Source organism: Kineosporia rhizophila, assembly GCF_021277265.1.
GTDB classification, from domain to species: Bacteria; Actinomycetota; Actinomycetes; order Actinomycetales; family Kineosporiaceae; genus Kineosporia; species Kineosporia rhizophila.
Genome location: NZ_JAJSOH010000006.1, coordinates 112,929 through 136,443 on the forward strand (window position 1 = coordinate 112,929; position 23,515 = coordinate 136,443).

At 72.6% G+C, this 23,515-nt stretch carries 1 protein-coding gene (running past both ends of the window); it reads left to right on the plus strand.

The whole window is internal to a type I polyketide synthase gene (locus LWF15_RS11825) on the plus strand: the coding sequence, 47,922 nt in all, runs 14,080 nt past the left edge and 10,327 nt past the right edge, and what appears here is coding positions 14,081-37,595 — codons 4,694 (partial) to 12,532 (partial); the first complete codon in view begins at position 3. Both the start codon and the stop codon lie outside the window.

A 23,515-nucleotide genomic window follows, 5' to 3' on the forward strand; every position in this document is an offset into this window, starting at 1 on the left:
ACCAGGTGGGCTGCGACCACCTGGAGGACCTGTCGCTGACCACGCCGCTGGTGCTCGACCCAACCGGCGCCCTGTCGCTGCAGGTCCGGTTGGACGAGGCCGACGAGCTGGGCCGGCGCACCGTGGACATCTACACCCGGTCGGCCGAGGCCTCCGACGACGAGCCCTGGACCCGGCACGCCACCGGGCTCCTGAGCCCTGGGGGCGGCGCCGCGGCGCTGACCGAGCTGGCCGAGTGGCCTCCGGTCGGTGCGGAAGCGGTGAACCTGGACGGCCTGTACGAGCAGCTGGCCGGGCAGGGCTTCGGCTACGGCCCGCTGTTCCAGGGCCTGCACGCGGCCTGGCGCCGTGGCGAGGACGTGTTCGCCGAGGTGCAGCTGCCGGACGAGAGCAGTGCCGGGCAGTTCGGACTGCACCCGGCCCTGCTGGATGCCGCCCTGCACGCCAGCACCTTCCTCGACCTGGGCGCCGGGGACGAGGGCGTGCGCCTGCCCTACTCCTGGTCCGGGCTCGACCTGCGGGCGGCCGGGGCCACCACGCTGCGGGTGCGCCTGACCCGCACCGGCCCCGAAAGCATCGCGATCACCGCCGTCGACGGCCAGAGCGCCCCGGTGCTCGACGTGCGGGAACTGGCGTTCCGCTCGGTGCCGGCCGACCGGCTCGGCGCAGCCCGCCCGGACCACGCCGGTGGCCGGGACTCCGTCTTCCGGCTGGAGTGGAAGACCCTTCCCAACATCTCCGAGACCCCGATGGAAGCCGTTCTTCTCGACCCCGACGGCTCGCCGACGTCCCTCGATCCGGTGCCCCCGGTCGTCCTCTGGCAATTGCCCGAAACCGTTGCGAGCGAACCGCTCACCCGAGTGCGCGAGCTGACCACGCACGTCCTCAGGATGCTCCAGGAGTGGATCGCCGACGAGCGCTACGCCGCTTCCCGGCTGGTGATCCGGACCGCGGACGCGGTGAGCGACCCGGGCGTGGCCGCGGTGCAGGGCCTGGTGCGGTCGGCGCAGTCGGAGAACCCGGGCCGGTTCGTCCTGGTCGAAGGTCACGGCGTGATCCCGGCGGCCGTTCTCGAGACCGGTGAACCCCAGATCGCGCTGCGGGCAGGCGAGGTTCTGGTGCCGCGTCTGGTCCGGGTGGTCGCCCGGCCTCCGGCCCCGGCCTGGGACAGCGAAGCCTGCGTGCTGATCACCGGTGGTACGGGGGGACTGGGTGCTGTGCTGGCCCGGCACCTGGTCACCGAACGTGGGCTGCGCCGGCTGGTGCTGGCCAGTCGGAGGGGACCGGACGCTCCCGGGGCGCAGGCGCTGCGCGCAGAGCTGTCCGGCCTGGGCGCCGAGGTTGCGGTGGTGGCCTGCGACCTGAGTGATCGTGACTCTGTCGCCGGGCTTTTGGACCAGCACCCGATCACCGCCGTGGTGCACGCGGCCGGAGTGCTGGAGGACGGGGTGATCGGGTCGCAGTCGTCCGAGCGTCTGGACACGGTGCTGGCGCCCAAGGCGGACGCCGCCTGGCACTTGCACGAGCTGACCGCCGACCGTGACCTCACGGCGTTCGTGCTGTACTCGTCGGTGGCCGGCCTGCTCGGCGCGCCTGGGCAGGGAAACTACGCGGCCGCCAACGCTTTCCTCGATGCCTTGGCCCAGCAGCGTCGGGCCGCCGGTCTGCCCGCCACCAGCCTGCAGTGGGGGCCTTGGGACGCGGCCGACGGTATGGCCGGCGCGCTCTCCGGCTCGGGCGCCGGCCTGCCGATGATCAGCGCTGAGCAGGGTCTGGCCCTGTTCGACACCGCGCTGGCTCTGGACGAGGCGGTTCTGGTGACCGCCCAGCTGGACCCGGCCGCGCTCCGGGGCCTGACCGACCTGCCGCCGTTGGTGCGCGGTCTCGTGCGCGGTGGCCGAAGGACGGCCGTGGGCGGCGGTCAGGCGGTCAGCACGCTGCTGCAGCGTCTGAGTCCGCTGGAGCCGGGCGAGCGCCTGGAGATCGTGCTGGACCTGGTGCGCACCGAGGTCGCGATGGTACTCGGCCACGTCTCGGCCGACACCGTGGAGGCTCGCCGGGAATTCCGCGACCTGGGTCTGGACTCGCTGACGGCGGTGGAACTGCGCAACCGGCTCTCCGGTGCGACCGGGCTGCGGGTGTCCTCGACGCTGGTGTTCGACTACCCGAACCCGCTTTCCCTGGCCGAGTTCCTGCTGTCCGAGCTGCTGCAGGAAGACGGGCCGGGTGCGCCCGTGGAGCAGCTGGCCGGACGGGCGGACGATCCCATCGCAGTGGTGTCGATGGCCTGCCGCTACCCCGGCGGTGTCGCTTCGCCGGAAGACCTCTGGCGTCTGGTCAGCGAGGGCGGCGACGGGATCTCGCCGTTCCCGCCCGGGCGGGGCTGGGACCTGGACGGCCTGTACGACCCGGACCGGGAGGCCCGTGGCACCAGCTACGTGCGCGAGGGTGGATTCCTGCACCAGGCCGGGGACTTCGACGCCGGTTTCTTCGGGATCTCGCCGCGTGAGGCGGTGGCGATGGACCCCCAGCAGCGGTTGCTGCTGGAGACCTCGTGGGAGGCGTTCGAGCGGGCGGGCATCGACCCGGCGACGTTGCGGGGCAGCCGGACCGGTGTGTTCGCCGGGCTGATGTACCACGACTACGCCTCGGGCCGGATGCGTTTCCCCGAGGAGTCGATGGGCTTCCTCGGTACCGGTACGGCCGGAAGTGTTCTCACCGGTCGCATCTCGTACGCGTTCGGCCTGGAAGGGCCGGCCGTGACCGTGGACACGGCCTGTTCCTCGTCGCTGGTGGCGATCCACCTGGCCGCCCAGGCCCTGCGCTCGGGGGAGTGCTCCCTGGCGCTGGCCGGCGGGGTGACGGTGATGGCCACACCGGGGCCGTTCATCGATTTCAGCGCCCAGGGCGGGCTGGCCTTGGACGGCCGGTGCAAGTCGTACTCGGACGCGGCCGACGGAGTCGGATGGTCCGAGGGTGTGGGTGTGCTGGTGCTGGAGCGGCTTTCGGACGCTCGCCGCAACGGCCATGAGGTGCTGGCGGTGATCCGGGGTTCGGCGGTGAACCAGGACGGCGCGTCGAACGGGCTGACCGCTCCGAACGGGCCGTCGCAGCAGCGGGTGATCCGGGCGGCACTGGCTTCGGCCGGTCTGCAGCCGGCTGATGTGGATGCGGTCGAAGGGCACGGCACCGGAACCACTCTGGGTGACCCGATCGAGGCCCAGGCGTTGCTGGCGACCTATGGGCAGGACCGGGAACGGCCGTTGTGGCTGGGGTCGGTCAAGTCCAACATCGGGCACGCTCAGGCCGCCGCGGGAGTGGCCGGGGTGATCAAGATGGTGCAGGCCATGCGCCACGGGGTGCTGCCCCGCACCCTGCACCTGGACGAGCCTTCGTCGCACGTGGACTGGTCGACCGGGGCGGTCTCGCCTCTGAAGGAGCAGGTTTCGTGGGACACCGACGGACGTCCGCGGCGGGCCGGTGTCTCCTCGTTCGGAATCAGTGGGACGAATGCGCACGTCCTGATCGAAGAAGGCCCGCAGCCGGCCCTTCGGGCAGGTCGGCCGACTGTGCCGGGTGCGGTGGCGTGGGCTCTGTCGGCCAAGAGCGAGGCTGCTCTGGGTGGGCAGGCGGAGCGGCTGGCCCAGGTTGCCGGTGAGCTGGAGCCGGTGGATGTGGCGTTCTCTCTGGCTGCTTCTCGAGCCGTTTTCGAGCATCGCGCGGTTGCGGTCGGTGCAGGTTCGGTGGAGCTTGTGGACGCTCTGGGTGGGCCTTTCGGTGGAAGCGTCCAGTCGGTGGGTGGCATCCAGTCGGGCCCGAGCCTTGGTGGCCGGCTTTCGTCGGCCGGTTTCGTTTCCGGGGTGGCTGATGTGGACGGCCGCACGGCCTTTGTGTTCCCGGGGCAGGGGGCGCAGTGGGTCGGTATGGGGGCTCGTCTGCTGGATGAGTCCCCGGTCTTCGCGGCCCGGATGGCTGAGTGTGCGGCGGCGTTGGAGCCGTTCGTGGACTGGTCGTTGCTGGATGTGGTGCGCGGTGGCGAGGCGCTGGACCGGGTGGATGTGGTTCAGCCGGTTTCGTTCGCCGTGATGGTGTCGTTGGCGGCGGTGTGGGAATCGGCTGGTGTGAGGCCGGATGCGGTGGTGGGGCATTCGCAGGGTGAGATCGCGGCCGCTGTCGTGGCCGGGGCGCTTTCGCTGCAGGACGGTGCTCGGGTGGTGGCGTTGCGGTCGAAGGCCATTGCTGGCTCGCTGGCGGGCCAGGGCGCGATGGCCTCTCTGGCACTGCCGGCGGCTGAGATCACCGTGCCGGAGGGCGTTTGGGTTGCGGCGGTGAACGGGCCACGGTCGGTGGTCGTCGCTGGTGACCCGGATGCAGTGCAGGCGCTGGTCGATGACTACGCGGCGCAGGGTGTGCGGGCGCGGATGATTGCGGTGAACTACGCCTCACACTCGGCGCATGTCGACGCCTTGGAGGCCGAGCTGGCGCAGGTGCTGGCCGGGCTGGAGCCTCGGCCGGTGTCGGTGCCGATGCTGTCGACCCTGACGGGTGAGTGGCTGGAAGGCCCAGAGCTCGACGCGCAGTACTGGTTTGCGAATCTGCGTAACCAGGTCGGGTTCTTCGCGGCCGTGGAGCGGTTGCTGGGGGAGCGGTTCCGGGCCTTCGTGGAGGTCAGCTCGCACCCGGTGCTGACCGTGGGCGTGCAGGAGACCATCGACCAGGCGGACGTGGTCGCGGTCACCGGTGGCACGTTGCGGCGTGACCAGGACGGCTGGGACCGGGTGCTGACCAGTCTGGCCGAGTTCTGGGTGCGCGGGCCGGCGGTGGACTGGGCGGCTCTGTTCCCCGGTCAGCGGGTCACCCTGCCTACCTATGCCTTCCAGCACCAGACCTACTGGCCCAGCGCCCCCCTGCCCACGACCGGTGACGCGGCCGGGCTGGGCCTGGTCGCGACGGCCCACCCGGTGCTCGGCGCGGCGGTGGGCCTGGCCGGCGGTCAGGGCGTGCTGCTGTCCGGGCGGCTGTCCCTGCGCACCCATCCCTGGCTGGCCGGTCACAAGGTGGGCGAGACGGTCCTGTTCCCGGGCACGGGCTTCCTCGACCTGGCCGTGCGGGCCGGGGACCAGGTGGGCTGCGACCGGGTGGAAGAGCTGACCCTGCTGACCCCGCTGACCCTGGACGAGCACGTCCAGGTCGCGGTGCAGGTCTGGGTGGGCCCGCCCGCGGACGCCGGTGACCGTACCGTCAGCATCTACTCGCAGACCGCGGACGAGGTGGACGAGTCGGCCTGGACACAGCACGCCACCGGCCGCCTGGCCGTGGGCGAGCGTACGGCCGGCTTCGACGCCACGGCGTGGCCGCCGGCCGGAGCCGAGCCGATCGACCTCGAAGGCGCCTACGAGCAGTTGGCCGCGGGCGGTCTGCACTACGGCGAGCTGTTCCAGGGGCTGCAGGCGGCCTGGCTGCGCGATGGTGAGGTCTTCGCGGACGTTGTTCTGCCGGAGACCGAGGCGGAGGGACCGACGTTCGGGATCCACCCGGCCCTCCTGGACGCGGCGCTGCACGCCATCCCGTACGTGGGGCTGGACCAGGCCGAGGGCGTACGTCTTCCTTTCTCCTGGGAGGAGGTCTGCCTGCACGCCCAGGGGGCTCGGGCCCTTCGGGTTCGGCTCACCCGCACCGGCGCTGACTCGGTCTCGCTCTCGGCAGTGGATCCGGGCGGAGAGCCGGTGCTCTCGGCCGAGAACCTCACCCTGCGTTCGGTGGGCGCCGGTCAGCTGACGGCCGAGAGCGCGTCTGGATCGCGGGACTCGTTGTTCCGCCTGAGCTGGACGAAGCTTCCGGACCTGGCTACGGCGGAAGGCCCGGAGCCGGTCGAGCTGACGGAGTTCGACGCGGTTCCCGCCCTGGTACGGCTGACCGTGAGCCCGGCGGCCGACCCGGTGGCAGCCACCCACTCGACCACCGCCCAGGTGCTGCGGCGCCTGCAGGACTGGCTGGCCGACGAGCGCACTTCGGCCTCCCGTCTGCTGGTGGTGACCCGGGGTGCGGTGTCGGTGAGCGGTGAGCAGCCGGACCTGGCGGCCGCGGCGGTCTGGGGGCTGGTGCGCTCCGCGCAGTCCGAGAACCCGGGCCGCTTCGTCCTGCTCGACCTGGACCCGGCTGCGGCGGAACCGACCGACCTGGCCTCCGTGGCCATGGCGGACGAACCGCAGTTGGCGGTGCGCGAGGGGGCGGTGTGGGCGCCGCGCCTGGCCGCCCTCAGCACGGGCGACGGCCTGCTGCCGCCGGTCGGAGTGCCGTGGCGTCTGGGCAGCCGTCGTAAGGGCAGCCTGGACGCGCTGGACCTGATCGCCTGGCCCGAGGGCGCCGAGGAACTGCCGGCCGGTCACGTGCGGGTCGGGGTGCGGGCCGCCGGGCTGAACTTCCGCGACGTGCTGGACAGCCTGAGTGCGCTGGGCTGGTTCCAGGGCAAGACCGGCTGGATGGGCGGCGAGGCCTCCGGCGTGGTGCTGGAGACCGCCCCGGACGTGACCGGGTTCGCGATCGGCGACCGGGTCACCGGCATGATGGAGGGCGCCTTCGGGCCGGTCGCGGTGGTGCGGGCCGACAAGCTCACCACCTTCCCGCAGGGCTGGTCGTTCGAGGACGCGGCCACCGTCCCCGCGGTCTTCCTCACCGCTCACTACGGTCTGGTCGACCTGGCAAACCTGCGGGCCGGGCAGACCGTGCTCATCCACGCCGCCGCCGGCGGCGTAGGCATGGCGGCGATCCAGCTGGCCCGCATGCTCGGGGCCGAGGTCTACGCCACCGCCAGCGAGCCCAAGTGGGACGTGCTGCGCTCGCTCGGGATCGACGACGACCACCTGGCGTCGTCGCGCGACCTGGCGTTCGAGGACAAGTTCCGGGCTGCGACCGGTGGCTTCGACGTGGTGCTGAACTCGTTGGCGAACGAGTTCGTGGATGCGTCGGTGCGGTTGGTGCGTCCGGGTGGCTGGTTCCTGGAGATGGGCAAGCTCGACATCCGGGAGGCCGGTGACTACCCGGAGATCAACTACCACTTCTACGACGTCCTCGACCAAGGACCCGAGCGGCTGCGCAGCGCGATGGCCGAGATGATGGTCCACTTCCGCGCCGGCACCCTGCAGCCCCTGCCCTCGACCGTGTGGGACGTGCGGCGAGGTCGGGACGCGTTCCGCACGATGAGCCAGGCCAAGCACACCGGCAAGATCGTGCTCAGCATCCCGGCCGGCTGGAACCCGGACGGAACGGTCCTGATCACCGGCGGCACCGGTACCCTGGGCGGCGAGCTGGCCCGGCACCTGGTGGCCACTCACGGCGTGCGGCACCTGATGCTCACCAGCCGTCGCGGCCTGGACGCGCCCGGGGCTCTCGACCTGGTGCGTGACCTGGAGGCCGGCGGCGCGCACGTGAGCGTGGTGGCGGCCGACGTCGCGGACCGGGGCCAGGCCCGCGCATTGATCGAAGGTGTGGACCGGCAGCATCCGCTCACGGCCGTGATCCACACCGCCGGTGTGCTGGACGACGGCATTCTCACCGGCCTGGACCCGCAGCGTCTTTCCGACGTGCTGCGTCCCAAGGTGGACGCCGCGTGGAACCTGCACGAGCTCACCCAGGACGCGGATCTGGCCGCGTTCGTGGTGTTCTCCTCGTTCACCGGCCTGATCGGCACCCCCGGCCAGGCCAACTACGCCGCGGCCAACACCTGGCTCGACGCCCTGATGACCCGGCGCCGCGCCAACGGTCTGCCCGGTCTCTCGCTGGCCTGGGGGCTGTGGGAACAGACCAGCGAAATGACCGGCGCAGTTAGTGGTTCCGATGCCGGGCGGATGGCCGCGGCCGGGCTGCCGGCGATCAGCACCGAGCGGGGCATGGCCCTGTTCGACGCCGCCATCGGTTCGGACGAGCCGATGGTCGCTCCGGTGCCCGCCGACCTCAAGGCCCTGGCCCGGGGCCGGGTCGCTCCGTTGTGGCGTGGGCTGGTGCGTACCCAGCGCCGGACCGCCGTGACCAACGCCGTGGACGAGGGGGCGCTGCTCGGGCGCCTGAACGCGCTGTCGGCCGAGGACCGGCTGACCTACCTCACCGACCTGGTGCGCGGCCAGGCCGCCGCTGTGCTGGGGCACGCCTCCCCGCAGGACCTGGACCTGCGCCGGGAGTTCCGCGAGCTGGGCTTCGACTCGCTCACCGCGATCGAGCTGCGCAACCGCCTCGGCTCGGCCACCGGGCTGCGTCTGCCCTCCACCCTGGTCTTCGACTACCCGACCCCCACGGCCGTGGCCCAGCACCTGCTGGACGAGCTGCTCGGGGCGAGCGCCGAGCCCGGCGCCGTGGTCACCCGCAGCTCCGACGTCGGCGACCCGATCGTGATCGTGTCCATGGCCTGCCGGTTCCCCGGCGGCGTGAACTCCCCGGAGGACTTCTGGCAGCTCCTGGCCGAAGGCCGCGACGCGGTCTCCGGCCTGCCCACCGACCGGGGCTGGGCCCCGATCAGCCGCCAGGTCGAGGGCGGATTCCTCTACGACGCAACCCGCTTCGACGCCGGCTTCTTCGGCATCTCCCCACGTGAGGCCCTGGCCATGGACCCCCAGCAGCGTCTGCTGCTGGAGACCGCCTGGGAGACCTTCGAACGCGCCGGTCTGCGCCCGGAGCAGCTGCGCGGCAGCGAGACCGGGGTGTTCGTCGGGGCCACCGACTCGGGTTACACCGGCCCCCCGGAGAGCCAGGGGCACGCCCTGACCGGGCACCTGGCCAGCGTGGCCTCGGGCCGGGTCTCCTACACCTTCGGCCTGGAGGGCCCGGCCGTCACCGTCGACACCGCCTGCTCGGCTTCTCTGGTGAGCCTGCACCTGGCGGCCCAGTCCCTGCGCTCGGGGGAGTGCTCCCTGGCTCTGGCCGGTGGTGTGGCCGTGATCGCCAGCCCCGCCGTCTTCGGGGAACTGCACGCCCAGGGCGGGCTGGCCGCCGACGGTCGGTGCAAGGCCTTCGGGGCCGAGGCGGACGGCACCGGCTGGTCCGAGGGTGTCGGTCTGATTCTGCTGGAACGGCTTTCGGACGCCCGTCGCAACGGGCACGACGTGCTCGCGGTGATCAAGGGCTCTGCGGTCAACCAGGACGGTGCCTCGAACGGTCTGACCGCCCCGAACGGGCCTTCGCAGCAGCGGGTGATCCGCCGGGCCCTGGCCGCGGCCGGACTCTCGGCCGCTGATGTGGATGCGGTGGAGGCGCACGGCACGGGTACCCGTCTGGGGGACCCGATCGAGGCTCACGCGCTGCTGGCCACCTACGGCCAGGAACGGGAGCGTCCGTTGTGGCTCGGCTCGGTGAAGTCCAACCTGGGCCACACCCAGCTGGCTGCCGGGGTGGCCGGTGTGATCAAGATGGTGCTGGCGCTGCAGCACAACCAGCTGCCGCAGACCCTGCACGCCGAGAACCCGTCCGAACACATCGACTGGGCCGGCGGCGACATCCAGCTGCTGAGCCAGAGCGTGCCGTGGGAGGAGAACGGCCACCCGCGGCGGGCCGGTGTCTCGGCCTTCGGGATCAGCGGCACCAATGCGCACGTCATCCTCGAACAGGCCCCCGGACAAGAGATCTCTGAGCCGACGGTCGATCCCACCCCGGCTCAGGCCTGGATCGTCTCCGGGCGCACCGAGCCGGCCCTGCACCGTCAGGCCGCCCGGCTCAGCGCTTTCGGCCAGCGCCACGACCTGGCGCCGGCTGACGTCGCCTACTCCACCGCCACCGGCCGCAGCCTGTTCGAGCACCGGGCCGTCGCCATCGGCCAGAACTCCGCCGAACTGCGGGCCGGACTGGACGCGATCGACTCCGGCCTCAAGACCGCCGACCTGGTCACCGGCATGGCCGACCTGACCGGCAAGACCGTTTTCGTCTTCCCCGGGCAGGGCACGCAGTGGGCCGGGATGGGCGCCCAACTGCTGGAGGAGTCGCCGGTCTTCGCGGCCCGGATGGCTGAGTGCGCGGCCGCGCTGGAACCCCACGTCGAATGGTCCGGCTGGTCGCTCCTGGACATCGTCCGCCGGGCCGAGGGGGCGCCGACGATCGAGCGGGTGGACGTCCTCCAGCCCGTCTCGTTCTCGGTGATGGTCTCGCTCGCAGCGGTGTGGCAGTCGGCCGGGGTGCAGCCCGAGGCCGTCGTCGGACACTCGCAGGGCGAGGTCGCGGCCGCCTGTGTGGCGGGCGTCCTGAGCCTGACCGACGCGGCCCGGATCGTCGCGGTGCGCAGCCGGCTGATCGCCGACCGGCTGTCCGGGCACGGCGCCATGCTCACCGTGATGTCCGACGAGACCACCGTGCACGCTCAGCTGGACGGGCTGGCCGACCGGGTCGCCGTCGCGGCGGTGAACGGCCCGCGCGCGGTGACCATCGCCGGTCACCCCGAAGCGATGGACGTGCTGGAGCAGCGCCTGGTCGCAGCCCGGCTGATGCGCTGGCGGCTGGAAGGTGTGGACTTCGCTGCCCACTCACCGGCGGTCGACGCGATCGCCGAAGACCTGCTCGACCGGCTGGCCGGTACCCGGCCGACCGCCGGGCACACGCCCCTGCTGTCCACCACCACCGGCCGGTGGAGCGACGGCGCCGACCTGGACGCCGCCTACTGGGTGCGCAACCTGCGCGACACGGTGCGCTTCGCGGATGCCGTGAAGACCCTCGCCGAGCAGGGCTTCAGCAACTTCCTGGAGATCAGCGCGCACCCCGCGCTGTCGCTGGGGATCGAGGAGACGCTCGACCAGGTTCAGGCGCCGGCCGTGGTGACCGGCACGCTGCGCGAGGAGCAGGGTGGCTGGGCGCAGGTGCTGCGGGCTTTCGCCCGGGCCTTCGTGCGCGGTGTGCCGGTGGACTGGCCCGCGCTGCACGCGGGCACCGGGGCGCGGCGGGTGAACCTGCCCACCTACGCGTTCGAGCGGCAGCGCTTCTGGCCGACCGGCAACCGTGGCGGCGACCCCAGCGGTCTGGGCCTGGTCTCCACCGGGCACCCGCTGCTGGGCGCCGTGCTGCCGCTGGCCGGATCGGGCTCAGTGGTCCTCACCGGGCGGCTGGCCGCTCACACCCACCCCTGGCTGCTGGAGCACGCCGTCGGGGAGACCTCAGTCTTCTCCGGTGGTGGGTTCGCCGAGCTCGCGCTGCGGGCGGCCGAGGAGGTCGGCTGCCGGCTGGTCGAGGAACTGACCCTGGACCAGCCGCTTCTGCTGGGCACCGAGGTGCCCACCGCCGTCCAGGTCCGGATCGCCGAGCCGGACGCGGACGGACGACGCGAGCTCTCCGTGCACTCGCGGCCCTCGGTCGCCGGGGAGGACGAACCCTGGACCCGCCATGCCACCGGCGTCCTGGCCGAACGCGCCGAAGGCGCCGCCGATCTGGCCGAGCAGGCTGACGAGCTGAGCGCAGCCGAGCTCGGTGTCTGGCCGCCGGAGGGCGCCGAGAGCGTCGCTCTGGAGGGCAGCACCCACATCCATCACGGCAACGCCTTCCAGGGCCTGCGCGAGGTGTGGCGGCGCGGCGACGAGGTCTTCGCCGAGGTCGAGGCGCCGGTGCAGGTGGAGGACGCCGCCTCGTTCGGCCTGCACCCGGCCCTGCTGGAGGCCGCCCTCCGTGGGGCCACCCTGCTGCTGGGTGAGCCGGAGCGGATGCTCGCGTTCTGGTCCGGCCTGGCCCTGCACAGCGTGGGCACACACACCCTGCGGGTGCGCCTGACCGCGGCCGGCCCGGGATCAGTGCGGCTGATCGCCGTGGACGCCGCAGGTGCGCCCGTCATCACCGCGGAGTCGGTCGGCTTCCGGCCGCTCGACCTCACCCTGTTCACCGGCCGCACCTCGGCCGGTTCCGGTTCGCTGTTCCGCATCGATTGGGTCCCTGCCGACGCCGGCACCGGCCCGGCCGGGACACCCGCCGCGGTGGCCCGGGCCGACGCGGACCTGCAGGGCATCGAGGGCTCGCCGGAGCTGGTGGTGGTCACCCTGCGCTCGGCCGCCCAGAGCGCCGACGCCGTGCGGGACATCTGCGAGCGGGCCCTGGCCCTGGTTCAGAACTGGCTCGGGCAGGAGCGTTTCACGGACTCGCGCCTGGTGGTGATCACCCGGAACGCAGTTGCTGTCCGGGACGAGGAACCGGTGGCCGATCCGGCCGCGGCCGCTGCCGTGGGCCTGCTGCGTAGTGCCCAGGCCGAGCACCCGGAACGCCTCGTCCTGATCGACACCACCGAAACCACCGACCCGGCCCAGGAACTGGCGGCCGTGCTGGCCACGGGCGAGCCGCAGGTGGCGCTCCGCAACGGACAGGTCCTGGTCCCTCGCCTGGCCCGGATCACGCCGAGCGGGACCGCGCCGACGACCGACCCGACGACCGCTTCGACGACCGCGCCGACGGCCGGCTGGGACCCGGACGGGACCGTGCTGATCACCGGCGCCACCGGCGGTCTCGGCGCCCAGCTGGCCCGCCACCTGGTGCACCGCCACGGCGTCCAGCACCTGCTGCTGGCCAGCCGCAGCGGCGCCCAGGCCGAAGGCGCCGAGGAACTGCTCGGCGAACTCACCGCCGAGGGCGCGCAGGTCACCCTGAGCGCCTGCGACCTGGCCGACCGGGACGCGGTCGCCGCGCTGCTCGGGGCCGTGCCGGCCGAGCACCCGCTGACCGCCGTGATCCATGCCGCCGGGGTGCGCGACGACGGGGTGATCGACGGACTCACCCCGCAGCGCCTCACCACGGTGCTCGGGCCCAAGATCGACGCCGCCTGGCACCTGCACGAGCTGACCCGCGAACAGGACCTGGCCGCGTTCGTCCTCTATTCCTCGATGGCGGGCCTGCTCGGCGGGGCCGGACTGGCCGGGTACGCCGCGGCCAACGCCGGTCTGGACGCCCTGGCCCAGTACCGGCACACCCAGGGGCTGCCCGCGACCGCGCTGATCTGGGGCGCGTGGTCGAAGGAGAGCGGCATGTCCGCGCAGCTCTCGGACGCCCACCTGGACCGGCTCACCGCCACCGGTCTGCCCCTGCTGACCGGCGAACAGGGCCTGGAGCTGTTCGACGCCGCTCTCGGCACCGGCCTCGCCGTCGTGGCCCCGGCCCGGCTGGACCTGCGGGTGCTGCAGTCCCACGACGACCTGCCGCCGCTGGTGCAGGGGCTGGTGCGCACCCGGCGCCGCTCGTCCGGATCGCAGGCCCGGCGGGCCGATGCGGTGCTGCTGCGGCGGCTGGCCGGGATGCCCGAGGCCGACCGGGTGCGGCACCTGCTGCAGCTGGTCCGGGTGGAGGCCGCGGCCGTGCTCGGCCACGGTTCACCGACCGCGATCGACCCCCGCAGCGAGTTCCGTGACCTGGGCTTCGACTCGCTGACCGCCGTCGAACTGCGCAACCGACTGGCCGGCGCGGCCGGCACCCGGCTGCCCGCCACCCTGGTCTTCGACTACCCGACCCCGCAGGAGCTGGCCACCTTCCTGCTCGCCGAGATCATCGGCACCCAGCCGGGGGCACTTTCCCCGGCCGTGGCCACCACCGCGCTCGACGACCCGATCGTCATCGTCGGGATGAGCGCCCGCTACCCCGGAGGCGTGTCCTCGCCCGAAGACCTGTGGCAGCTGGTAATGGCCGAACGCGACGCAATCGGCCCGCTGCCCACCGACCGGGGCTGGGACGCTCACGGCGAACTGTCCTACCAAGGCGGATTCCTCGGCGGCGCAGCCGACTTCGACGCCGCTTTCTTCGGGATCGCCCCACGTGAGGCGATCGCCATGGACCCGCAGCAGCGCCTGCTGCTGGAGACCGCCTGGGAGGCGTTCGAGGCCGCCGGGATCACCCCGGACCAGTTGCGCGGCAGCCGGACCGGCGTCTTCGTCGGGGCTCCGGCCTCGGGCTACCAGCCGCCGGAAGACGCGCAGGGCTTCTTCGCCACCGGCCAGTCCGGCAGCGTCGCTTCCGGACGGCTGTCCTACACATTCGGCCTGGAAGGGCCGGCCGTGACCGTGGACACCGCCTGCTCCTCCTCGCTGGTGGCCATGCACCTGGCCGCTCAGGCGCTGCGCTCGGGTGAGTGCTCGCTGGCACTGGCCGGTGGCGTCACGGTGATCACGACGCCGCTGGGCATCGTGGAATTCGGCGTGCAAGGCGGACTCTCGGCCGATGGCCGGTGCAAGTCGTTCTCCGACGCGGCCGACGGCACGAGCTGGTCCGAGGGTGTCGGCCTGGTTCTTCTGGAAAGGCTTTCGGACGCTCGTCGGCTCGGCCACCCGGTGCTGGCGCGGCTGCGCGGATCGGCGGTAAACCAGGACGGCGCCTCCAACGGACTGACCGCCCCCAACGGCCCGTCCCAGCAGCGGGTGATCCGGCAGGCTCTGGCCTCGGCCGGGCTGCTGCCGAGCCAGGTGGATGCGATCGAGGGCCACGGCACCGGCACCACGTTGGGTGACCCGATCGAGGCCCAGGCGCTGCTGGCGACCTACGGGCAGGACCGCGAACGGCCTTTGTGGCTGGGCTCGGTCAAGTCGAACATCGGGCACAGCCAGGCCGCCGCCGGGGTGGCCGGGGTGATCAAGATGGTGCAGGCCATGCGCCACGGGGTGCTGCCCCGTACGCTGCACCTGGACGCGCCCTCCAGCCACGTGGACTGGAGCGCCGGGGACGTCGAACTGCTCACCGAGACCCGGGAATGGCCGAGCAACGGTCACCTGCGCCGGGCCGGCGTGTCCTCGTTCGGGATCAGCGGCACCAACGCGCACGTGATCCTCGAAGAGGTCGCACCGGAGGCGGTACCGGACTCGTCGCAGCCTGAACTGGTTCTGCCGGTGACGGTCTCGGGTCGCTCGCCGCAGGCGTTGCGGGCCCAGGCCGAGCAGCTGGCCCGGTTCGTGGCCACGGGTCTGCCCGTCGGCGCCACCCTGACCGATCTGGCGGGCTCGACGCTGACCACCCGCGCCGCCTTCGAGTACCGGGCCGCGGTCCTGGCCGATGACCTGCAGTCGGCCGTCACCGGGCTCACCGCCCTGGCCGAGGACCGTCCGGCCCCGGGCGTGCTGAGCGGTCGCGAAACCGATGGCCGGCTGGCCTTCGTCTTCTCCGGTCAGGGCGCTCAGCGCACCGGCATGGGACGGGGCCTGCACGAACGGTTCCCGGCCTTCGCCCGGGCCTGGGACGAGGTCGCGGCTGCCCTGGGCCTGCCGCTGGACGACCTGGTCGCGGGTGACCTGAGCCGTACCGGTGACGCCCAGCCGGCCCTGTTCGCGTTGCAGGTGGCGCAGTTCCGGCTGCTGGAGTCGTGGGGCGTGCGCCCGGACGTCCTGGTCGGCCACTCGGTGGGGGAGATCGCGGCTGCGCACGTGGCCGGGGTTCTCTCGCTTGAGGACGCGTGTGCTCTGGTGGGTGCGCGGGCTCGGCTGATGCAGGCGTTGCCTTCGGGTGGGGTGATGGTGGCGGTCGCGGCGTCCGAGGACGAGGTGCTGCCGCACCTGGCCGGTCTTGAGGATGAGGTGTCGATCGCGGCGGTGAACGGGCTGGCCTCCGTGGTCCTGTCCGGCACCGAAGAGGCCGTGCTGCGCGTGGCCGGCGAGTTCGCCAAGACTCGCCGGCTGAACGTCTCGCACGCGTTCCACTCACCGCTGATGGCCCCGATGCTCAGCGAGTTCGCGGGCGTGGTGCAAGGGCTGCGGTTCCGCCCGCCGGCCATCGCGATCGCCTCCACCGTCGAGCCGGGCGCCGACCTGGCCTCGGCGTCGTACTGGGTGCGTCACGTGAGCGCGCCGGTCCGCTTCGCCGACGCCGTCCAGGCCGCCGAAGCAGGCAGCTTCCTGGAGCTCGGGCCGGAGGCCGTGGCCACCGCCATGGTGCTGGAAAGCCGCCCGCAGGCCGCCGCCAGTGCGCTGCTGCGCACCGACCGGGCCGAGCCGGACACCGTGCTGGAGGCCCTGACCCAGCTGCACACCGATGGGCTGGTCGTGGACTGGGCCGCCTACCTGCAGGGTCTCGGCGCCCGTCGCCTGGATCTGCCCACCTACCGGTTCCAGCACCAGCGCTTCTGGCCGCGCGGGCACAGGACGACCGACGCCCGGGGCCTGGGCCTGGTGGCGGCCCGGCACCCGATGCTGGGCGCTGCCGTGCCGGTGGCCGGTTCTGACAGTGTCCTGCTGACCGGACGCCTCTCGCTGCGCACCCACGTGTGGCTGGCCGACCATGCCGTCGGCGGGAACGTCCTGTTCCCCGGCACCGGCTTCCTGGAACTGGCGGTCCGCGCCGGCGACCAGGTCGGCTGCGACCGGGTGGAGGAACTCACCCTGGCCGGGCCGCTGGTCCTGACCGACGCAGAGGCTGTGGCCGTGCAGGTCTCGGTCTCCGGGCCGGACCACGCCGGCCGCCGTGACCTGCAGATCCACACCCGCCCGGCCGGGGCCGAGGACGAGCCCTGGCGTCAGCACGCCACCGGTCTGCTCGCCACCGGCCGCGGCGGTGCTCGGCCCGGCCGGCCCTTCGAGGCTGTGCTCTGGCCCCCGGCCGGCGCGGAACCGCTGGCCGTGGACGACCTGTACGAGCAGCTCGCCGAGGGCGGGTTCGCCTACGGCCGGACCTTCCAGGGGCTGCAGGCGGCCTGGCAGCGGGACGGTGAGGTGTTCGCCGAGGTCAGCCTGCCCGAGTCGGCCACCGCCGACGCCGCGCACTTCGGCCTGCACCCGGCCCTGCTGGACGCCGCGTTCCACGTCCTGCCCTTCGCCGGTCTGGCCGACGGCGGACGCCTGCCCTTCTCCTGGTCCGACGTGTCCCTGCACGCCCAGGGCGCCACCGAACTGCGGGTCCGGGTGACCCGCACCGGGTCCGAGGCCGTCTCGCTGGACGTCGCCGACCTTTCCGGCGCGCCGGTGCTGTCGGTCGGCTCGCTCGTCCTGCGACCGGTTCCCCAAGGCGCCGCCACCGCCCCGAACGCGGCACTGAGGGATGCGCTGTTCGCTCTGGACTGGACTCCCGCCGAACCGGCGCCCGCGCAGCCGGGGCTGACCGACGTCCATGATTCGGTGGACTGGACCGAACTCGGCGACTCGACCCCGCCCGTTGTCACCTACCGCATCGCCGCGCCCGACGACCTGCCCGACCCCGTCGCCCGCACCCGGGCCATCACCGAGCAGGTGCTCGCGGTCGTGCAGAAGTGGTTGTCCGACGACCGCTTCGCCGACTCGCGACTGGTGTTCCTGACCGAGGAATCGGCCGATCCCGCCGTGGCCGCGGCGGCCGGGCTGGTCCGCAGCGCCCAGGCCGAGAATCCCGGCCGGTTCGTGCTGGTGGACCACGACGGGCAGATCACCGGACCGGCGCTGCAGGCCGCCCTGGCGGCCGCCGAACCGCAGGTCGCCGTGCGCCAAGGCGTCGTGCACCTGCCCCGCCTGAGTGCAGTGCCCCCCGCCGGGACCGGACCGCGGGAGTGGAATCCGGACGGGACGGTGCTGATCACCGGCGGCACCGGCGGACTGGGGGCCCTGCTGGCCCGGCACCTGGTGACGAAGCGGAACGTGCGCCACCTGGTCCTGGCCAGCCGACGCGGGATCGAGGCGCCGGGAGCGGCCGACCTGGCCCAGGAGCTGAGCGCTCTCGGCGCCCAGGTCACGGTGGCCGCCAGCGACGTCTCCGACCGGGCCTCGCTGCAGGAGCTGCTCGACGCGATCCCGGCGCAGAACCCCCTGTGCGCAGTGATTCACACCGCCGGCCTGCTGGACGACGGCGTGGTGGGGGCGCTGACCCCCGAGCGTCTGGACACCGTGCTGCGGCCCAAGGCCGAAGGCGCCTGGAACCTGCACGACCTGACCAGCGATCACGACCTGGAAGCCTTCGTCCTCTTCTCGTCGCTGGCCGGCGTGATCGGGGCGCCGGGTCAGGCCAACTACGCTGCCGCGAACGCCTTCCTCGACGCCCTCGCCGCCCAGCGCCGGGCCGAAGGAAAGGTCGCGCTGTCCCTGGCCTGGGGTGGGTGGGCCCAGGACGCCGGCATGACCGGCACGCTCGAGGAGAGCGACCTGCGCCGGATGAGCCGCGCCGGAATGCCCGCGCTGACCGCTGAACTGGGCCTGGCGCTGTTCGATGCAGCCACGGCCACCGACGACCACGCGATGCTGCTACCAGTCCGTCTGGACCGGGCCGCGGTGCGGGCCGCGGGCGAGATCCCGCCATTGCTGCGCGGACTCGTCCGGCCTGCCCGCCGCCTGGTCAGTGGGGGCGAACAGACCGCGTCCGGTCTGCTGCAGCAGCTGGCCCCGCTGGAGGCCGAGGCCCGCCGCGAGGTGCTGATCGACCTGGTTCGCACCGGTGTCTGCCTGGTGCTCGGGCACGCCACCACGGAAACCGTCGACCTGCGGCGGGAGTTCCGGGAGCTGGGCTTCGACTCGCTCACCGCGGTCGAGCTGCGCAACCGGCTGGGTGAGATCACCGGCCTGCGGCTGCCCGCCACCCTGGTGTTCGACTACCCGACCCCGGCCGTGCTGGCCGACCATCTGCTCGCCGAGATCCTCGGTGAGCACGGTGATCTGACCGCATCGACCGATGCGGGGGCCGGTGCCACGGCTACCGACCCGATCGTCATCGTCGGGATGAGCTGCCGTTACCCGGGCGGCGTGACCTCGCCTGAGGGCCTGTGGAACCTGGTGGCGCAGGACGTGGACGCGATCTCCGGTTTCCCGGTGAACCGGGGCTGGCCGGAACCCTCCGGCAGCGGGGCGGACGCGGCGCCCGGCTCGCCCAGGCTCATCCGCAGCGGCGGGTTCCTCCACCAGGCCGGAGATTTCGACGCCGGGTTCTTCGCCGTCTCGCCGCGTGAGGCGCTGGCCATGGACCCGCAGCAGCGCCTGCTGCTGGAGACCTCGTGGGAGGCGTTCGAGGCGGCCGGGATCGACCCGGGCAGCCTCCGCGGCAGCCGCACCGGGGTGTTCGCCGGCGTGATGTACCACGACTACGGCATGGACGCGACGTTCCCGGACGACGTGCTGGGATTCCTCGGCACCGGAACGGCCGGAAGTGTGATGACCGGCCGGGTTTCGTACACCCTCGGTCTGGAGGGCCCGGCGGTCACGGTGGACACCGCCTGCTCCTCGTCCTTGGTGGCTCTGCACCTGGCCGCCCAGGCGCTGCGTTCGGGTGAGTGCAACCTGGCTCTGGCCGGCGGTGTGACGGTGATGGCCACCCCCGGCCCGTTCGTGGACTTCACCGGGCAGGGCGGGAACGCGCCGGACGGGCGGTGCAAGTCGTACTCCGCCGCCGCCGACGGTGCGGGCTGGTCCGAGGGCGTGGGCATGCTGGTGCTCGAGCGGCTCTCGGACGCCCGGCGCAACGGTCACGAGATCCTGGCCGTGGTGAAGGGCTCGGCGGTCAACCAGGACGGCGCCTCCAACGGGCTCACCGCCCCGAATGGACCTTCCCAGCAACGGGTGATCCGCCAGGCCCTGGCCAACGCCGGAGTCAGCGCGGCGGACGTCGACGCTGTGGAAGGGCACGGCACCGGAACGGTTCTGGGTGATCCGATCGAGGCTCAGGCGGTGATGGCCACTTACGGGCAGGACCGGGAGCGCCCGATCTGGCTGGGCTCGATCAAGTCCAATATTGGGCACACCCAGGCGGCCGCCGGTGTGGCCGGGGTGATCAAGATGGTCCAGGCGATGCGGCACGGCGTGCTGCCCCGCACGCTGCACCTGGACGAGCCGTCGGCGCACGTGGACTGGTCGGCCGGAGCGGTGGAACTGCTGCGGGAGAGCATCGACTGGCCGGCGGTGGAACGTCCGCGCCGGGCCGGGGTCTCGTCGTTCGGGATCAGCGGGACCAACGCTCACGTGGTGCTGGAAGCCGCGCCCGAGGTCTCGGTTCCGGTTGTCCAGCGGGCGGAATCGCCGGCCATCGCCTGGACGGTCTCGGCCAAGAGCGGTTCCGCGCTGGCTGAACAGGCCGAGCGGCTCGCGGAGGTCGCCGGTGAGGTTGAGCCGGTGGATGTGGCGTTCTCGCTGGCTGCTTCACGAGCCGTTTTCGAGCATCGTGCGGTTGCGGTCGGTGCGGGTTCGGTAGAGCTTGTGGACGCTCTGGGCGGGCTTTCCGGCCGGAGTGTCCAGTTCGGTGGCCGGCCGTCCGGATCCGGAACCGTTTCCGGGGTGGCGGATGTGGACGGCCGCACGGCGTTGGTGTTCCCGGGCCAGGGGGCGCAGTGGATCGGTATGGGTGCTCGTCTGCTGGATGAGTCGCCGGTGTTCGCTGAGCGGATGGCTGAGTGTGCGGCGGCGTTGGAGCCGTTCGTGGAGTGGTCTCTGCTCGATGTGGTGCGCAGCGGTGCTGATCTGGACCGGGTTGATGTGGTTCAGCCGGTCTCGTTCGCGGTGATGGTGTCGCTGGCGGCGGTGTGGCAGTCGGCGGGCGTTCGTCCCGATGCAGTGATCGGTCATTCGCAGGGTGAGATCGCGGCTGCGGTCGTGGCCGGAGCGCTGACCTTGCCGGACGGTGCTCGGGTGGTGGCGCTGCGCTCGCAGGCCATCGCTGGGTCGTTGGCCGGGCGCGGTGCGATGGCTTCGGTGGCGCTGCCGGTGGCTGAGGTTGTTGTTCCTGGCGGTGTTTCGGTCGCAGCGGTGAACGGGCCGCGGTCGGTGGTGCTGGCCGGCGACCCTCAGGCTGTTCAGGCGCTGGTCGACTCGTACGCAGAGCAGGGCGTGCGAGCCCGGATGATCGCAGTGGACTATGCCTCGCACTCGGCGCACGTGGACGCGCTGGAGGCCGAGCTGGCGGAGGTGCTGGCTGGGCTGGAGCCGCGGCCGGTGTCGGTACCGATGCTGTCGACTCTGACGGGTGAGTGGCTGGAAGGCCCGGAGCTGGACAGCGGCTACTGGTTCGCGAATCTGCGGAGCCCGGTTGGTTTCTTCGCAGCGGTGGAGCGGTTGCTGGGGGAACGGTTCCGGGCGTTCGTGGAGGTCAGCTCGCACCCGGTGCTGACCGTGGGCGTGCAGGAGACGATCGACGAGGCAGACGTGGTGGCCGTCGCGGCCGGGACGTTGCGGCGGGACGAGGGCGATTGGCGGCGGGTGCTGACCAGCCTGGCCGAGGTCTGGGTGCGCGGGGTCGCCGTGGACTGGGCGGCGCTCTTCCCGGGCCGACGGGTGCCGCTGCCCACGTATGCCTTCCAGCACCAGACCTACTGGCCTGAGCCGGCCACCGACGCCCTGGGCGACGTTTCCGCCGCTGGGCTGGTCGCTGCCGACCACCCGATGCTCGGCGCCGTGGTGGAACTGGCCGACGGTCAGGGGCTTCTGTTCACAGGCCGGCTCTCCCTGGCCCGGCAGCCCTGGCTGGCCGATCACACCGTTCTGGGTGCTCGGGTGGTACCCGGCGCGGCCTTGCTGGAACTGGCCGTCCGGGCCGGTGACGAGGTCGGCTGCCGCCAGGTGGAAGAGCTGACTCTGCAGGCTCCGATGGTGCTGCCGGAGACCGCCGCGCTGCGCGTGCAGGTGACCGTCGGCGCGGCGGACGCGCTGGGTAACCGCAGCATCAGCATCGACTCCCGGCCGGAGACGGCAGGCGACTGGGTGCGGCACGCCACCGGTGTCCTGGCCGAAGCTCCGATGGAAACAGACCAGTTCGACGCCACGACCTGGCCTCCGGTGGGAGCTGAGCCGGTCGACGTGTCCGGGCTGTACGCGAACTCCGAAGCGCTGGGCCTGGAGTACGGGCCGGCCTTCCAGGGCCTGCGCGCGGCCTGGCGAGGTGACGGCGAGGTCTACGCCGACGTGCGGCTGCCGGACGGGCTCAGCGACCAGGCCTCGGAGTTCGGCCTGCACCCGGCGCTGCTCGACGCCGCTCTGCACGCCGCTGCGCTCACCGGTTCAGTGGAGGCCGGTCCGGCCCGGCTGCCGTTCTCCTGGCAGGGCGTCACCCTGCATGCGGCTTCCGCCGACCTGCTGCGGGTGAGGCTGCGCACCGAAGGTCCGGACCGGATCACGCTGGCCCTGGCCGACGCGGCCGGAGCGCCGGTGGCCACGATCCGCTCGCTGGCCGTGCGCCCGGTGGCGGCCGAGGAGTTGACGAGGCCGGCCGACGTCACCGGACCGTCGCTGTTCGGACTGCAGTGGAAGACGCTTCGCCTGCCTCAGCCGACGCCGGCCGCCGGTTCCTGGGCCGTCATCGGTGAGGGAGTGCTGGCGGACCGCCTGAGGGAGTCCGGCCCGGGCCTGCCCGGACCGGACTCCGTCGCGGACGTCACCGTGCTGATCCTGGATGCCCACGCCCACCTTCCGGTGACCGAAGCAGTTCAGGCGACCACCGCGTCCGTGCTCGGAGCGGTTCAGGAGTGGATTGCCGCGCCACGGGACGCGGACGCGAAGCTGGTTGTGGTCAGCACCGGTGCGGTTCGGTCGATGGCGAGTGACCCGGCGCCGGACCTGGCTGCCGCCTCGGCCTGGGGGCTGCTGCGCTCGGCCCAGAGCGAGGAGCCGGGCCGGATCGTGCTGCTCGACCTGGAAGCCGGCGTCGTGGAAACCGGCCTCGTGGAAACCGGTGCCGAGGAAACCGGTGCCCTGGAGGCTGATGCCCAGGAAGCCGCTGCCTCGCAATCCGGCTCGCTGGAGGCCGGCCACCGGGAACGCCGTGCCGTGAAGCCGGGCGGCCTCGACGCCGGTGGCCTCGACCTGGTGGGCCTCGTGACGGCCGTCCTGGCCAGCCAAGAACCACAGGTTGCGGTGCGTTCGGGAGCTGCCCTGATCCCGAGCCTGTCCCGGCTGGTCACCGACCAGGCCGGTCACGACCTGCACCCGGCGGACTGGGACCCCGACGGCACGGTCCTGATCACCGGCGGCACCAGCGGTCTGGGCGCGCTGTTGGCCCAGCACCTGGTGACCGCGCACGGCGTTCGCCACCTGCTCCTGGCCAGCCGTCGCGGGCCGGACGCACCGGAGGTCGATGACCTGTTCGCGGATCTGCGTCGAAGCGGTGCCGAGGTACAGGTGGCCGCCTGCGACGTCTCGGACCGGGAAGCCGTGCAGGATCTCTTGGCCGGCATCGATCCCGCCCACCCGCTGACCGCGCTCATCCACACCGCGGGCGCGCTGGACGACGGCCTGCTCACCTCCCTCGACCCGCAGCGCCTGGCCACCACCCTGGCCCCGAAGGCCGACGCCGCCTGGCACCTGCACGAGCTGACCCGCGAGCTGGATCTGAAGGCGTTCGTGCTCTACTCGTCCTTCGCCGGACAGGCCGGGGCGCCGGGGCAGGGCAACTACGCGGCCGCCAACGCCTTCCTCGACGCGCTCGCCGAGCACCGCAACGCCGCCGGGCTGCCCGGTCGCTCCTTGACGTGGGCCGCTTGGGCCCAGCGCACGGCCCTGACCAGCACCGCAGACTTCGACCGCTTGGCCCGGACGGGTCTGCCGGCGCTCGAAACCGGTGACGGACTGGCGCTGTTCGACGCCTCCTTCAGCGCCCCGGCCCCGGTGGTGGCGCCGCTGCACATCGACCTGAGTGCCCTGGGCTGGGCCGCGCAGATGCCCAT